Source organism: Mesorhizobium sp. M7A.F.Ca.MR.176.00.0.0 (assembly GCF_004023165.1).
Classification (GTDB): Bacteria; Pseudomonadota; Alphaproteobacteria; order Rhizobiales; family Rhizobiaceae; genus Mesorhizobium.
Genome location: NZ_RZTC01000067.1, coordinates 23,887 through 37,714, shown reverse-complemented (window position 1 = coordinate 37,714; position 13,828 = coordinate 23,887). Strand labels below are relative to the sequence as shown.

20 protein-coding genes and 2 pseudogenes (1 of these 22 cut by a window edge) are annotated in these 13,828 nt (G+C 59.6%); 11 read left to right on the top strand and 11 right to left on the bottom strand.

Annotated features, from left to right (window positions below; all coding sequences use genetic code 11):
• Positions 1-105: 105 nt before the first annotated feature.
• On the bottom strand, positions 106-339 hold the full coding sequence (locus EOB59_RS21575; protein WP_128289192.1) for a hypothetical protein: 234 nt from the start codon (positions 337-339) through the stop codon (positions 106-108).
• Positions 340-370: 31 nt separating this feature from the next.
• Here EOB59_RS21575 and EOB59_RS21570 point away from each other — a divergent pair, with 31 nt between their 5' ends.
• Together EOB59_RS21570 and EOB59_RS36545 are read left to right on the top strand one after the other, a co-directional pair.
• Positions 371-679 (top strand): hypothetical protein, encoded by a 309-nt coding sequence (locus tag EOB59_RS21570; protein WP_128289191.1) that lies wholly within the window; start codon positions 371-373, stop codon positions 677-679.
• Between the two features lie 549 nt (positions 680-1,228).
• Positions 1,229-1,461: pseudogene (locus EOB59_RS36545) on the top strand (hypothetical protein).
• A 96-nt stretch (positions 1,462-1,557) separates the two neighbouring features.
• Here EOB59_RS36545 and EOB59_RS21560 read toward each other — a convergent pair.
• The 3 genes from EOB59_RS21560 to EOB59_RS21550 form a co-directional block, all read right to left on the bottom strand.
• Positions 1,558-1,842, bottom strand: coding sequence for a hypothetical protein (locus EOB59_RS21560; RefSeq protein ID WP_128289190.1), 285 nt, complete (start codon positions 1,840-1,842; stop codon positions 1,558-1,560).
• Between the two features lie 528 nt (positions 1,843-2,370).
• On the bottom strand, positions 2,371-2,613 hold the full coding sequence (locus EOB59_RS36540) for a hypothetical protein (protein ID WP_128289189.1): 243 nt from the start codon (positions 2,611-2,613) through the stop codon (positions 2,371-2,373).
• 2 nt (positions 2,614-2,615) lie between these two features.
• Positions 2,616-2,909, bottom strand: coding sequence for a hypothetical protein (locus EOB59_RS21550; RefSeq protein WP_128289188.1), 294 nt, complete (start codon positions 2,907-2,909; stop codon positions 2,616-2,618).
• Positions 2,910-3,001: 92 nt separating this feature from the next.
• Here EOB59_RS21550 and EOB59_RS21545 point away from each other — a divergent pair, with 92 nt between their 5' ends.
• A complete protein-coding gene (locus tag EOB59_RS21545) occupies positions 3,002-3,280 on the top strand; it encodes a hypothetical protein (RefSeq protein WP_128289187.1) in 279 nt (92 codons plus the stop codon).
• 30 nt (positions 3,281-3,310) lie between these two features.
• Positions 3,311-4,003 carry an SOS response-associated peptidase gene (locus EOB59_RS21540; protein WP_128289186.1) on the top strand — a complete coding sequence of 231 codons (693 nt, stop codon included), beginning with the start codon at positions 3,311-3,313 and terminating at the stop codon, positions 4,001-4,003.
• 21 nt (positions 4,004-4,024) lie between these two features.
• On the opposite strand, the gene EOB59_RS21535 is transcribed toward EOB59_RS21540, so the two are convergent.
• The 5 genes and pseudogenes from EOB59_RS21535 to EOB59_RS21515 form a co-directional block, all read right to left on the bottom strand.
• Positions 4,025-4,246 carry a DUF768 domain-containing protein gene (locus EOB59_RS21535; RefSeq protein ID WP_128289185.1) on the bottom strand — a complete coding sequence of 74 codons (222 nt, stop codon included), beginning with the start codon at positions 4,244-4,246 and terminating at the stop codon, positions 4,025-4,027.
• A 604-nt stretch (positions 4,247-4,850) separates the two neighbouring features.
• Positions 4,851-5,316, bottom strand: a pseudogene (locus tag EOB59_RS36535) (hypothetical protein); the annotation flags it as partial.
• A gap of 30 nt (positions 5,317-5,346) precedes the next feature.
• The gene (locus tag EOB59_RS36530; protein ID WP_245486697.1) at positions 5,347-5,499 is read right to left on the bottom strand and encodes a DUF1515 family protein; all 153 of its coding nucleotides are present in this window, start codon (positions 5,497-5,499) and stop codon (positions 5,347-5,349) included.
• 175 nt (positions 5,500-5,674) lie between these two features.
• Positions 5,675-6,499 (bottom strand): Ku protein, encoded by an 825-nt coding sequence (locus EOB59_RS21520; RefSeq protein ID WP_128289184.1) that lies wholly within the window; start codon positions 6,497-6,499, stop codon positions 5,675-5,677.
• Positions 6,500-6,593: 94 nt separating this feature from the next.
• Positions 6,594-6,746: a hypothetical protein gene (locus tag EOB59_RS21515; RefSeq protein ID WP_245486696.1), complete on the bottom strand. Its 153-nt coding sequence runs from the start codon at positions 6,744-6,746 to the stop codon at positions 6,594-6,596.
• 340 nt (positions 6,747-7,086) lie between these two features.
• On the opposite strand from EOB59_RS21515, the gene EOB59_RS21510 reads away from it, so the two are divergent.
• On the top strand, positions 7,087-7,275 hold the full coding sequence (locus EOB59_RS21510) for a DUF3606 domain-containing protein (RefSeq protein WP_128289183.1): 189 nt from the start codon (positions 7,087-7,089) through the stop codon (positions 7,273-7,275).
• A 2-nt stretch (positions 7,276-7,277) separates the two neighbouring features.
• On the opposite strand, the gene EOB59_RS35340 is transcribed toward EOB59_RS21510, so the two are convergent.
• Positions 7,278-7,427, bottom strand: a complete 150-nt coding sequence (locus tag EOB59_RS35340) for a hypothetical protein (protein ID WP_164895709.1) — start codon at positions 7,425-7,427, stop codon at positions 7,278-7,280.
• Positions 7,428-7,932: 505 nt separating this feature from the next.
• Complete coding sequence (locus EOB59_RS21500; protein ID WP_127395985.1) at positions 7,933-8,586, bottom strand: hydrolase; 654 nt, start codon at positions 8,584-8,586, stop codon at positions 7,933-7,935.
• Positions 8,587-8,737: 151 nt separating this feature from the next.
• Between EOB59_RS21500 and EOB59_RS21495 the strand changes: the two genes are divergently transcribed.
• The 6 genes from EOB59_RS21495 to rimO form a co-directional block, all read left to right on the top strand.
• A complete protein-coding gene (locus EOB59_RS21495) occupies positions 8,738-9,631 on the top strand; it encodes a LysR family transcriptional regulator (protein WP_128289182.1) in 894 nt (297 codons plus the stop codon).
• A 187-nt stretch (positions 9,632-9,818) separates the two neighbouring features.
• Positions 9,819-10,616 (top strand): sterol desaturase family protein, encoded by a 798-nt coding sequence (locus EOB59_RS21490; protein WP_127380380.1) that lies wholly within the window; start codon positions 9,819-9,821, stop codon positions 10,614-10,616.
• Between the two features lie 102 nt (positions 10,617-10,718).
• The gene (locus EOB59_RS21485; protein ID WP_128289181.1) at positions 10,719-11,417 is read left to right on the top strand and encodes a DUF2161 family putative PD-(D/E)XK-type phosphodiesterase; all 699 of its coding nucleotides are present in this window, start codon (positions 10,719-10,721) and stop codon (positions 11,415-11,417) included.
• Between the two features lie 56 nt (positions 11,418-11,473).
• Positions 11,474-11,881: a DUF930 domain-containing protein gene (locus EOB59_RS21480; protein WP_164895712.1), complete on the top strand. Its 408-nt coding sequence runs from the start codon at positions 11,474-11,476 to the stop codon at positions 11,879-11,881.
• Positions 11,882-12,059: 178 nt separating this feature from the next.
• Positions 12,060-12,722: a TerC family protein gene (locus EOB59_RS21475; RefSeq protein WP_127271063.1), complete on the top strand. Its 663-nt coding sequence runs from the start codon at positions 12,060-12,062 to the stop codon at positions 12,720-12,722.
• 136 nt (positions 12,723-12,858) lie between these two features.
• Positions 12,859-13,828: the 5' portion of a 30S ribosomal protein S12 methylthiotransferase RimO gene (rimO, locus tag EOB59_RS21470; protein WP_128289179.1), read on the top strand. It continues 341 nt past the right edge of the window; 970 of the gene's 1,311 nt are visible here — the first part of the coding sequence; it begins with the start codon at positions 12,859-12,861; its stop codon lies beyond the right edge, outside the window.

The window sequence follows — 13,828 nt, the reverse complement described above, 5'->3', positions numbered from 1 at the left end:
CGAGACAACATTTCAATCTCGCACGGACCAAGGCAGTGACCAGGGTACAACATAAATTCTCCTCCACACGGCTGCGGTCCCAACCGACCACTCCACCGTGTCAGACTAGCCTACGGACTGGGCCAGCCGGTGGTTCAATTTGGCGCGCATCAAGACCATCAGCACAGTCTCGTCTTTAATGCCTGTTTGAAACAGTCGGACCAACTCTGAGGCGATTCCCCCGGCCTCACCAGAAGTCGTTGGAATCTCGTGTTCCTCACAAAGCTGCGAGAATACAATTCTCAGCGTGCCCAGTTCTTCGGTGAAGATAGGTTGCTCGCCGCCGATGCGGAATTTCATATGAACGTCCTTTGAATAATGATGATGTTAAGTGCTGAAGAATGGCTCCAAAGCCGGCAACGGTCATTATCATTTGTGTACAAGGCGACACTTGGTAAAAATCGTACGAAATTTCTTCGGAAGCGCCGGCGAGGTGTTTCATCGAGATGCCAGCGCATGCAAGGATGAACTGGAGACTGCGCTTGGCCTCTCTCTCTACCGACCAACAATGCTGTTCGTCATGATCTTTGGCGATGAAGATCCCTTCGATGACCTTCGCGTCGGCATCTCCGCCCTAGCGGCCATGTGCCAAGGTTCTTTCCCGAGCGGCTTACGCGAACTCAGCTCTGGCGCGCCCTGAGAAGACTGCAAGGAGCCTGTTCCGCATGCTCCGTGGGTTGCTTGCATCCAAGTGTAAGGATAACTCGTTGAAACACCCGAGCTGAGGCCCGTCACTGATTTCCCTCAAAGCCAGTGACGCATCTACTTCGTCAGGCGCCGGCTTAGCCGTAAATCTTTCTCGTAGGGCTGGAACATGCATCCGCAATCGAAGTTGGAAATGTGCTTGCTTGAGATTTCCCCTCCCTCAAGCCCAAGCTCTGGTGCAAAGGCCCGTCGCTGTCTGTGTCCTTCAGCGGCGGGCTTCCTTCGTCAGACGCCGACTGTCTAAATGAACGCCTTGGTTAGAGCTTCGCCTTCGTGGATCGGTTCGGGGCCGTAGAGGCCAAGGACGGCTCCTCGGATGGCAGCACGCCGGGCGGGCATGCGCTTTTACTCGCTTAGTCTTAAAACTGGCAGATAATTCAACTGAAATTGCTGCGTATTACTTCGTTGTTGCCTTCGGGATGGAAGCGATGCCCCGATCATCCTTCGCCATGAGCTTGAGAACGCCGCCGATGGCATAGCCGACATGTCTCGGGCGGACCTTCAGATCATCCTTCGGCGGGCTGCATCGTTGCTCCGGAACGTCGCCGGCCTCCCCTAGAGCCAGCCACGGAGGACGCACTGAACTCCATTGCGGCCGAAATGAAAATCGGCCGGTCGGACCTCATCCAAATCGTCTTGCGTGAGTGGCTGGAAACGAACGCCTATCTGCCGGTCCGGATGATTGACGAGGAAAGCGAGACCGACGGGAGCGCTTAGCAACAAGGCTCGCAAGGGAATGGCCCGCAGAAAAAGGCCCGTGCCTTAAGGGACGGGCCAAATACGTTTCGGGAACTATGCCTAGAGCGGTTATTCTCAGCCGCCCATCTTCTTGGCCATGGCACAGAAATCAGCGTGCGACGTGTTGAGCGCGGTATCGCCGCAGTCTTTCAGCACCGCCTTTTGTTCATCCGGTTTCATCGACATCCATGCGGTCTTGAAATCCGCTTCCGACCTCAAAGTTTTCATGCCGGCATCCGTGAAGAAAGGTGACATCTTTGCAGGATCATCGAGCGCGGAAGTGGTGCTGCTGCCAGCCAGCGCTGAGCCCGTCATCATTGCGAGCGCCATTGCGCCCATCGTAAGCATTTTGATGCTCATTTTCTCCTCCGTTTAGTTCTACACGCGCAATCGCGTGAGCTGAGGAAAAAACGTCGGCGTCTGAACTCTGTTCCCGCATCTCGCCGATTCCTCATCGACAGCCGTCTGACGCGCGCCGGCGGGTCTCGTGGAGGAATGGCCGGTGCAGTCGGGGATCCACCGTGGGGCAACGGACCACCCCGGCCAACCTAAAGTGCGATCGGCAAACGTGGGGCCCATTAACCACCTTCCTGGATAGATTGGACCCCAAAGGGGATGCTGGGGGGTTTACGTTGCATGGAAAATCACCAGCACAGATTCTACTGTCATATTGAGCGCGACGGATCGTGGGGAGTTTGGGATTGCGTCGCCAACAGGCCGGCAAGGTTGGGCGGTGGCGACCTTCTCGGGTGCACTGCCCAAAGGGCTGAAGCTGCGGAACGCGTCCTGACGAAAATTTACGACGGCGGACTTGATGCCGTCGCTATCCGCATCGCCGGCATTGTCAGTTCTGTGGGTTCGGCCTGATCGATCCCTGCCGCTAGGCGCTTACCCAGCCTTAGGGGGCAGCACCGGTCCAGTGGTGTTCCACCGGATGAACTCGACCTCTTTCCCGGTGACTTCCCGCACCGCCTTTAACAGCACCTCGTGCAAAACGCGCGTCTGCCTGTAGTGGTCGCAATGCGGCGATATAAACGGTTTGACGATGCTTAGGTGCAGCGCTTCCGCTGTCACCAGAAAGCGCTCGATTTCTGCCCGCGATAATTGTTTTGAGGGTTTTGACCTAGCCACGGCTACCCCCTAAACCGCTCGGTGTGCCAGTGGATCTTGCCGTCGATCTTCATAGGCTTATGGATCACCAGGCGCTTCGGCAAATGCTCCGGATGCACCTCCACTAGCGTGATCTTGATCTGCGGCTTGCAGCGACTGCAATCAAACTTCAGCGCCTGCGGATCGACGCCGCCGCCGTAGACCATCATCAAATCGGCCGATCGGCAGTAGCGGACATTGCCGCAGCTGCATTCTGCTTTCACAAGCATATTGTGCCGGGTCGCCTTGCCCAGCGTGTCGATCGGATCATGCGCCATGGCTCATAAAAGAGGAACATATTCCTCCCGGTCAAGAGCCTCTTGACTCTCGCGTTCTCATTTTGTTCACTGTTGGCAAATTGGAGACAACCATGAAACCGATCATCGCCACCGAATCCGAACAACCCGAGATTTACGCGACGGTAAAGCGTGAGCGCCCTGCGATTGACAGGGCGGTCAGCAAGATGGCCAAGCAAATGCGCGGCCTGTCCGATGTTAGTCAGAAAGTGGCTATTTCCCAGCTTACCGCAACCTGGGCCTTAGCGAATTATCCCGATGACGTCGGTCTTGCGTTATCTCTGTCGGAGGCAATACGCCATCAGACCGACATCTATCTCCGGGAAGTCATGAAGGCCGGCTCTCGCCACTGATCGAGATTTCTGCGGCATAAGGGGCAAGGCATGTGCGGCCGCTACACCAGATACCTGACCTGGTCTGAACTCCACCGCCTGTACCGGCTGACGGCGCCGGCGGAGATCGGCCGTAATGACGCCCCTCGCTACAACATCGCGCCGACGGAGGAAGTCCCGTTCGTCACCGCCGGCGAAAACGGCAATCACAAGCTCCGTGAAGGCCGCTGGTGGCTCGTGCCCTTTTGGGCGAAAGAGATGCCCAAGGCCGCGATGTTCAATGCCAGGATCGAAGGCGTCGATACAGCCCCGGCATTCCGTGACGCATTCAAGTCGAAGCGCTGTCTGATCCCCGCCGACGGCTTCTACGAATGGACCATCTCGCCAGCCGACGGCAACAAGGACCCGTGGCATATCTACTTGCCCGGCCACGCGCCGTTCTCGTTTGCTGGCCTGTGGGCCTACAACTCCAGCCTCGACATTACCAGTTGCACCATCATCACCGAGCCCGCCAGCGACCCGATGAAGAACCTGCACGATCGGCAGCCAGTCATTCTCGACCAAGCCTACTATGATGCGTGGTTGGACCCTGCGACGCCCAAGGACGTTTTGAAAGATATCCTCAGCCACGACATCGACGGCCAACTGCATTTCAATCGCGTCGGTCGCGACGTCAACTCGACACTGATCAACAAGCAGCCCAACGACCATCCCGCCTTAGTCGGGCCGATCAATCCGTTATGAGCGATGAACCAGCCAGCGGGCTCAATCGGGCAGCCCCGCATCATGATGCACAATTGCAGCAAGGATTGTGCGGTATAGGCTGTCGACCTCCTCGTCGATCTCTCCTCGTTTGATCCCCAGGGACCGAGCGTCGGCTATGAGCTTATGCGTGAGTTCATCAACCGCGATCACATCGGCTCTGGCCGTCTCAGGAACGTTGTTCGTCATCCATCGGTGGAGAAAGTTAATTCCGCGCTCGCTCATCTGGCACAATATTCGGCGCAACATTCGGTTCCGCTAATTCTTCATGCGTTGGGAACATGTCTCCGAATTCAAAGTTCGCAAATGCGCTTGGTAAGGAAATATCCTTGAGACAGCCGAGCAAGGCCCGCCGCTGGTGTCGAGACGGTGGCGGGCCACCTGCGATCAAATCTTTCGTAACGCTGGAACCTGTAACCGAGATCCTTGAGGAGCTGGCGCGTTCTGGGGCTGGTTCGCGCCTTGTGATACCAACGGCAACGAAATCCAGCAGTTCAGGGTAGCGGTAGAGGTAGCCGGGAACCGACCTTTCTCTGGCCAACCTCCATAGAAAAAAGCCGCGACTGGGAAGCAGTGACGGGCCTTCCGGTGTTCTGCTCGGCCAGGGGAACCGAGCGCGATCCAAACTTCATTTTCGGAGCTATGTTCCAGTGGGTCCGCCCCTACTGGCGGGCAGAGGCGGACCCGGTCGAGGTTTGGGGACTTCGACCGGCAGCGGGGGACGCTGCCGCTTTTCCAACCAGCCTCGGCATATCAGGTTCCACTAATGCACAAAAAAGCCCGCCACCTTGCGGTACTTTTTGAAGCAGCCGCGCTCTGCGTTCGGCGCCTATCGCCTAGCAATCAACAAACAGAGCTGACGCAGATCGCGATCATAGGTGCCTGCGCTGCTGAGCACGTCGACACATCGCTTCTTCATCCGTGCCACTTGGCTGTCCGACATGTCGGCGACCACACTGGGAATATTCGGCTTGCTGGGATTGCTTGGGTTGGACGGGTTGCTGGGATTCGTGCCCACGCCTACGCCCACACCGACGCCGCTCGTTCGCAACATTGACGCCGAGACCGGCAGTGATGCCGCCAGATCCGCCAACATTGGCACCCGCACCGGCATTTACGCCGTTGCTGCCCCCGACGGAAGCGCCGACACCGGCGCTGACACCGCTCGAGCCGCCGACATTGGCGCCGGCGCCGGCGTTGACGCCGCCACTGCCCCCTACAGAGGCAACGACGCCGGCTCCAATCCCTCCACTACCGCCGACCGAAGCGCCGACGCCGGCGCCGATCCCTCCACTACTACGATGGCGCCGGGTGCGAAAACTGAGTTATCCGCCTCTCAACACGCGGCAGATGTCGTGCCAGTACGCCGTAACTAGGGATGCCAGAGCGGCGGCGGCCATGCCTGTCACACCAAGCGCCCCGAGCCCCATCCGCTTCCAGCGCGTCACCTCGGCAGTGACCGCCTTCACACCCGTCATGTCGTCTTGCTGAGGTCTCGGTTGCCGCGACCCGGTCGATAAGCTCGTCGGTCTTGGCATACATCTTGGACCGGCTTGCGGCCACGCGCTGTTCGGAATGTTCGGAGCCTAGGCGGCGCGGGAATCGCTATCCTTGATATCGCGGCGGATCTCCGTTGGTGATCCTTATCTCTAACTATGCTGATTTGCGGCCCTTCGCCTTTGGTTGGTCTTGGCCGATGCCTTCCTTGGCGAGGCTCTTTCGAAGAACCAAGGCCAGATCGACCACGTTCTCCTTGGGTTTCGGCGCCGGTTTCGGAGGCTTTTTGCCCTTTCGCTTGGCGTCGATCATGGCAATCAACGCATCCTCATAGGTGTCCTCGAATTTGGAAGGATCGAACTTCGTCACCTTCTTGTCGATGAGAAGCCCCGCGATTTCGAGCAAATCCGAATCGTATTTTGGGCTCTTCACATCGTCGAAGACAGTGTCTTCCGATGTCATCTCATTGTGGGTGCGCAACTCGGTCAGCAACATCCCCTTACCAAGGGGTTGGATCAACACTTCGCGCCCGCGCTGATAGAGTACGACGCAGGAGCGTGCCGCGACGCGCTTCTTGGCCATCGCGTCGCGCAGGACGCCAAAGGCCTCCAGGGAAGCGCCATCTGCCGGGATCAAGTAGTAGGGCTTTTCGAGATAGCGCGTGTCGATCTCGGCAACCGGAACGAAGGAATCGACTTCGAGTGTATGCTGCGACGTCAGTTTCAGCTTCTTGATCTCGTCCGGCTCGACGTGGATGAAATCGCCCTTGTCCGCTTCGTAGCCTTTGATCTGATCCTCGGCTTCGACAACATCGCCGGTCTCTTCGTCGACATAGGCACTCTTGACGGGTAAACCGTCTTTGCGGTTCAGAATCTTGAAGTGGATCTTGGATGCCTCGCTTGTCGCACCAACGATCTTCACCCCGCATGCCACGGAACCGACCCTCAGAAAGCCCTTCCAGACCGCGCGTGGCGCCACCATGCCGTTTCTCCTAGACGTCGATCTCGGACGTCGATCTCGGCACAACGCCAGGCGCACGGTTCTGTTCCGCCAGGGGGCAGCCCTCATCTCTAGGTTAGTCATTCCTCACGAAGTCCAGCAGCTTCGCGTGGCGTAGTTTCTCTTCGCCCCTCAGAAATTTGACCCGGCCGACCAAGCCGGGCTTGATCCATTCGGCCTTGTCTTTTTTCAGGCCCTTCGGCACCGGGCCGCCGACCTTGCCCTGCACGCGGTCCCACAGCCGCTTGCGTTTGTCGAACTTGAAGCTGACATTCGCCGCGCCGACGTACCGGCATGAGTCGGGTGCGGTATCCGTCGAATTTAATCTCGTGAATCCATTCCTCCCCCTCGGGCGGGGTTGTCGACCAGCTCCGGCTCCATCGGCGGGATAAATTTCAGACGCATGCACTGAACTCACACGATTGCGATTGAAGGCGCGCGGACCCGATCGGCTCGGGGGTATTTTAGCTAAGCTCAATCATTACCGCGATCAAACGAGGGGTGACGTCCGCAAATAGGTTTGTGGAACCCGGAGCCACTTTAGATGTGCTTCTTTCAAAGGAACACACATGCCAGAGGACACAAGCAAGCGTGATTTTCGCGACCGCGACCGGGTATCGGGCGACGAGGAATATGAGGTCGGCTATTTCGTCAGCAAGTTCCAGCTTACCATCCCTGAAGTGCGGGAACTTATCAAAAAGCACGGCAACGACCGTGAGACGCTGGAGCGTGAGGCAAAAGCATTGGGCAGCCGATGAAGCTATCCGATGTCGGACCACCGATCATAGGCAAGCAGCACGGCGGCGAGCTTGCCGACGAGCGCGACAACTTCATGACTTGTCCGGTGTGCGGTCAGCAGTTCGACATGCGCGACTTCCGCCAGGTTGCTTGGCACGATCAGCCCCAACATGAGCCGCTCGAGTTGGAGCTTGTGGCCGCACCGTCTGGCTGGTGCGTAACATGCTGTGTAACAATAAATTCTTGGATGCCTTGATTTTCTTGGGTCGGTGGCAGGAATCGAATCCCACTTCCTCCGCCAGACGTCGAATTGTCCAGCCCGGAGACATGGGTAGCAGTTTGTACCTAAGACACGATGACAACCTCGTGCTTGGTTGCAAGGTCCTCTGTTCCAAGTCCGGTTGCGTCAGGCTGACTTTGAAGTTCGAATGGATGACGGTCATTTCCTCTCGGGAGCGCTCCGCCGAACATCTCCATGGTCCTTTCAATGAGGCGATAGATAGTCAGGCTGCGCCGGCTGCAAGTCGCGGTCAATGGCTGGAGGAAGTGATCGTTGATGACACCGGCCGCCCTGCATTCAGGCATGGGCGGCCGTCTTGTGGAGCGGGATGACGCGGTTCGACAAGCAGCCAGCGTGTTGGCGCTGGGTCGCTCCAGGTTTCGTTACCTCCCCCAGTTCAGCCCGCGGTGCTTGGCACAGGCGTGTTGAGCAGTTGCTGCTCCCAGAGGTACGCGATGCCGCTGCCAGCGACGTGCTGCTTGAGCACTTCCGTCAGCTCGCCGACGTGCTCAGTCCGCGCCCAGTCGCGCTGCCATTCCGAGGCCAGCGCCAGCCAGGTCATCATGTTCGCACCGGCCGCGATCATGCGCTGGATGGCGACCTCGTGCGCTTCGACCGACGTGCCGCCCGAGGCGTCGGCGATGACCGTGACGTCCCAGCCTTCGCCCAACGCCTGGATAACCGGCATGGCGACGCAGATCTCGGTCCACAAGCCGGCGATGATGAGCTGCTTGCGGCCGGTCGCCTTGACCGCGTCCACGACCTTCCTGTCTTCCCAGGTATTGATGAACGTCCGGTCGATGACCTCCTGGCCGGGAAATACGTCGGTGATGTGGGGGAAGATCAGGCCGCCCCGATCGGCAACGACGCTCGTCAGGATGGTGGGAACGCCGAAGGCCTTCGCGGCCTTTGCCAAGGCCGTTGAGTTGTTGACCACTGCATGCGGGTCGTGGCTGTTCAGGTTCGAGAGCTGGTAGGGCTGGTGGTCGATAAGAACGAGTACCGAGTCTTCGGGACGAAGAAGCGAAGCAAGGCCGTTACGAGGGGTCATCAAGACTTCCTTTCTCTGCCGTCTGGACGGCATGGGTTTTCGGGAGACATGCGCCAGCGGGCGACGTTGCCGAAACGCAATTTGCTGTTCCTTTTAATGATGCGATAGTGCCATATTCAGGCAAGCTGTGTCGCGAAACGAGGAACGCCGATTGGACATCGAAGATCTGCAGACATTCGTCGTAGTGGCCGATGCCGGGGGCGTATCGGCCGCCGCCCGCCGACTCGGCGTCTCCAAGTCGATCGTCAGTCGGCGGCTCTTTCGGGTTGAGGCGGAGCTTGGCGTCCAGCTTCTTGCACGAACGACCCGCGGCGCCGCGCTCACGGAGGCGGGAATTACTTTCAGAGATCATGCGGCCCGAGCCAGCGCCGAGATTGATACGGCCAGGGAAGCGATCTTCCCCACCGGTGAGCTACGCGGCCGCCTGAGGGTTGCCATGCCGCTTACTTTCGGCGCGACCCATTTTGCCCCCGTGCTCGCGGAAATGGCGCGTCTGCACCCGAATCTTCACATCCATACTTCATACAGCGATCGCTTCGTCGATCTCATCGCAGAGGGTTTCGATTGCGCGATCCGGGGCGCCTACCTTCAGGACTCCAACCTGATCGCGAAGCGCGTCGGGCCTATCCATGGAAAGCTTGTCGCGAGCCCGGACTACATCAAAGCGCACGCGTCACCCGAGACTCCGGACGAACTCGTCCCCCATCAGGCCCTCATGCAGGGAACGGAAGCCTGGCAGTTCATGGATGGCGGCAAGATTGTTACGGTCCAGCCGCAGGGAAGATTCAAGGCCGACAGCGCCACGGCGCTTGCCGCGGCGGCGGCGGCGGGTCTCGGCATCGCCTGGCTCCCCGATTGCATTACACATGAACATGTGGCCTCCGGCGCGCTGGTCCCGATCATGACACGCTATCCGGTACCTCCGGGAGCTGCGTATGTCGTACGCCCGCCGGGGCAGCATCCTACGCGGAAAGTGCGCGTCCTCACCGAGATGCTGATTGAGTATTTCAAACGCAACCCGGATCTTTGGGGTCTTGACGGCTAGGACACGAACGGTTCGAGCCGTGTCAAAGAACCGCGTTCGACGGTCCCATTGCTCCGAGCCGTTGCGTTCGGCGACATTGCTTGCACGTTCCGTGCGTCAGCGCCCTTACAGAGCCTTTAGCCTTTGGAAAGGGAGATATGTTTCTTCTCGAGGGAGCAGGCGGCGCGCCGGCAGCAGAGGCGAATCGATGGATATCTTCGGCATCAAGGCACTGTTGATCTGCGCGCTGATCTTCATTCCGTTCGAACATCTTTTTGCCGAGCGGCCGCAGAAGATCTTCCGCAAGGGCTTCGCTGTCGATCTGATCTATCTGCTGTTCAACGGCTTCATCATAAAGCTGGCCATCGTCATGATGGCGGCAGGCGCGCTCGGTGCCGCTGCGCTCCTTGTCCCGCCGGCGATAACGCAGGCCGTCAGCGGCCAGCCCGTCTGGCTGCAGGTTGCCGAAATCATCGTGATTACCGATATCGGCGTCTACTGGACACATCGGGCCTTCCACAAAATCCCCGCGCTTTGGAAGTTCCATGCCGTTCACCACGGCATTGAGGAACTCGACTGGCTCGGGGCCTTCCACAATCACCCCGTCGACGCCATCGTCACAAAGGCGATATCGCTGACGCCGATCTTTTTCCTCGGCTTCTCGGAAGCCTCGATCGCCGTCTTTTCGACCATCTACCTTGGACACACGCTGCTTGTGCATTCAAACGTGCGGATTCCGTTCGGCCCTTTGAAGTGGCTGATCGCCAGCCCGCAGTTCCATCGCTGGCACCATGCCAACCAGCGCGAAGCCTATGACAAGAACTTCGCCGGGCAGTTGCCTTTCCTCGACATGCTGTTCGGCACCTACAATCCCACCGGCGACAAGGTGCCGGAAAAGTACGGCGTCGACGATCCGATCCCTTCCACCTATTTCGGTCAGATCGGCTATCCCCTCCTGCGCCGCAGGAAGCTGCCGAACCGGGCAGTGCCGAACACCGAAGCCTGACAGATGGCCCGACGGTGCGGTATCCACCCCGATCCGCTTTCGGGCCGTGGAACGCCGAACCCCGGGAAGGCTTTTCGCGTCGAATCGGCTAAACCTTGAGGCATGAACGAAACCTCACTCTATGCGCCGGTGAAGCGGTTCCTCGAAAGCCTCGACTTCGTCGTCAAAGGCGAGATCGGCGGCTGCGATGTTGTTGCAATGCGCGAGGGGGAGCCGCCGGTTGTCGTCATCTGCGAGTTGAAGCTGCAGTTCAATCTCGAACTGGTGCTGCAAGGTGTCGATCGCGCGGCGGCCTGCGACGAGGTGTGGCTGGCCGCGCGCATGTCGGCCCGCGGCAAGGGCCGCGAAAGCGATGCCAGGTTCCGCAATCTCTGCCGCCGTCTTGGCTTCGGCCTGCTCGGTGTGACCGCGACGGACCGGGTCGAGGTGCTTCTCAGCCCGATCGCGCTGGCGCCGCGCAAGAATGCCCGCCGGCGCTCTCGTCTGGTCGACGAGCACCAGCGCCGTCGCGGCGATCCGGTTGCCGGAGGAGGATCGCGCAATCCGATCATGACGGCCTATCGCCAAAGCGCCCTCGCCTGCGCTGCCGCCATGGCGGACGGACCCAGGCGGCCGCGAGATCTGAAGGCGGTGACGCCGATCGCGCCGAAAATCCTGCAGCACAATGTCTATGGCTGGTTCGCGCGCGTCGACCGCGGCCTTTACGATCTCACCGATGCCGGCCGTGCGTCTTTGGTCCGTTGGCCGCAGGCATCGCACGACGAATCCCGACACGCAATTTTGAACGCACCGGCCATATGATTGAAGATTCCCGCGGCGTCCGAGGCGGTTCGCTCGGTTGATTTCTCCGACAAAATATGTTGGTTGTCCCGCCCATGAAGAAGCTCTGCATGACCGCCTTGGCGTCAGTGACACTGAGTTTTCCAGCCAGCGCAATGGACAATGCATTGCGCGCCGGTCTGATGAAACTCGATCCCCAAACCCGTCTTGAACAGCGTTGCGACGCCGAAGTGCTCGACCGCATCACCCATGACGATCGCAAGTTCAAAGCCGATCGCGTCGTCGCCTACGCCTTCGCCACGCCCGAGATGGGCGCCGATGCAATCAAGAGCTCGGGTGCTGCGTTTCGCAGCAAGGGGCAGTGGTACCGGCTGAAATTCAAGTGCCAGACCGCGCCGGACCATATGGAAGTTCTGCAGCTCCGTTACCGGATCGGGGACGAGATTCCAGAAGCCGACTGGGCAAAGTACAATCTCTACGATTGATTTGTGATCGGCCATGGTTTTGCCCGGCTGCCGGCGAGTGCCGCAAAGCCTGATCCGGCTTGACGCAACGCTCCTTCGGTGATGCAGCCACGCGTATCCCTTGACGCCAGGGGACCACCAAGTTAGGGCCTCTGGATAATCGACGAACACTCGGCAAATCAGCAAGGGCTTCCTGTCGATGGACATTTTTTTCAGCGCTGCCAGTCTGACCGCCCTGCTCCAGGTCATCGCCATCGACCTCGTGCTGGCTGGCGACAATGCGATCGTCATCGGCCTCGCCGCGGCCGGCCTGCCAGCCGAACAACGCAAGAAGGCGATTCTTCTCGGCGTGGTGGCGGCAACGGTGCTGCGCATCGGGTTTGCCGCAATTACCGTCAAGCTGCTGGCGATCGTCGGCCTGCTGCTCGCCGGCGGCATCCTGCTGCTGTGGGTCTGCTGGAAGATGTATCGCGAGCTGCGTACGTCCCATGCCGATGAATTGGAAGCGACCGAGGCACTGTCGAATTCGGACCTCAACAACGACCAGGCGGTCGCCGGCAAGACGAAGCGCAAGACCCTTGGCCAGGCTGCCTTGCAGATTGTCGTCGCCGATGTGTCGATGTCGCTCGACAACGTGCTGGCGGTGGCTGGAGCGGCGCGTGACCATTTTCCGGTGCTGATCATCGGCCTGGTGCTGTCGATCGCCCTGATGGGGCTGGCCGCGACTTTCATTGCCAAGCTGCTGCATCGCCACCGCTGGATTGCCTATGTCGGCCTGCTGATCATTTTCTATGTGGCTGTGGACATGATCTATCGTGGCGCGGTGGAGGTTTGGCCGCATGTAAACGGTGCGGTCGGCTGAGGCTGGCGGACATCGGCATCTTCACGCCGTGGAAGCAAGACCGCCGTGCGTTTTGCCGCATCGCGGGCGTGCCCATACCAATGCCGCAATAAGTGTGGTACTGCGCCGGCAATCCTGAAAAGCCCGGAAACGCTCTATGTCCGCTCCACGCGTGAGTTTTGTCAGTCTTGGATGCCCGAAGGCCCTTGTGGATTCGGAGCGCATCATCACGCGCCTGCGCGCCGAAGGTTACGAAATCGCCCGCAAGCATGACGGCGCCGACCTTGTCGTCGTCAACACTTGCGGCTTTCTCGATTCCGCTCGCGACGAGTCGCTCAACGCCATCGGCTCCGCGCTTTCGGAAAACGGCCGGGTGATCGTCACCGGTTGCCTGGGCGCCGAGCCGGACGTCATTCGCGAAAAGCACCCCAATGTGCTGGCGATCACCGGGCCGCAGGCCTATGAGAGCGTGATGGCTGCCGTGCATGAGGCCGCGCCGCCTTCGCACGACCCTTATGTCGATCTTTTGCCGCCGCAGGGTGTCAAGCTGACGCCGCGCCACTACGCCTATCTGAAAATTTCCGAAGGCTGCAACAACCGCTGTACCTTCTGCATCATTCCGGCACTGCGTGGCGACCTCGTCTCGCGGCCGGCGGCCGATGTGCTGCGCGAGGCCGAGAAACTGGCCAAGGCCGGGGTCAAGGAACTTCTGGTGATCTCACAGGACACCAGCGCCTACGGCATCGACATCAAGTACCAGACGTCGATGTTCGGCGACCGTGAGGTGCGCGCAAAATTCCTCGATCTGTCCGAGGAACTGGGCAAGCTCGGCATCTGGGTGCGCATGCACTATGTCTACCCCTACCCGCATGTCGCCGACGTCATCCCGCTGATGGCAGAGGGCAAGATCCTCCCTTACCTGGATATCCCCTTCCAGCACGCTTCGCCGCAGGTATTGAAGAACATGCGCCGGCCGGCACACGGCGAAAAGACGCTCGAGCGCATTCGCGGCTGGCGTGAGGTCTGCCCGGATCTGGCCATTCGCTCAACCTTCATCGTCGGCTTCCCCGGCGAGACGGACGATGATTTCGAGATGCTGCTCGACTGGCTCGACGAGGCCAAGATCG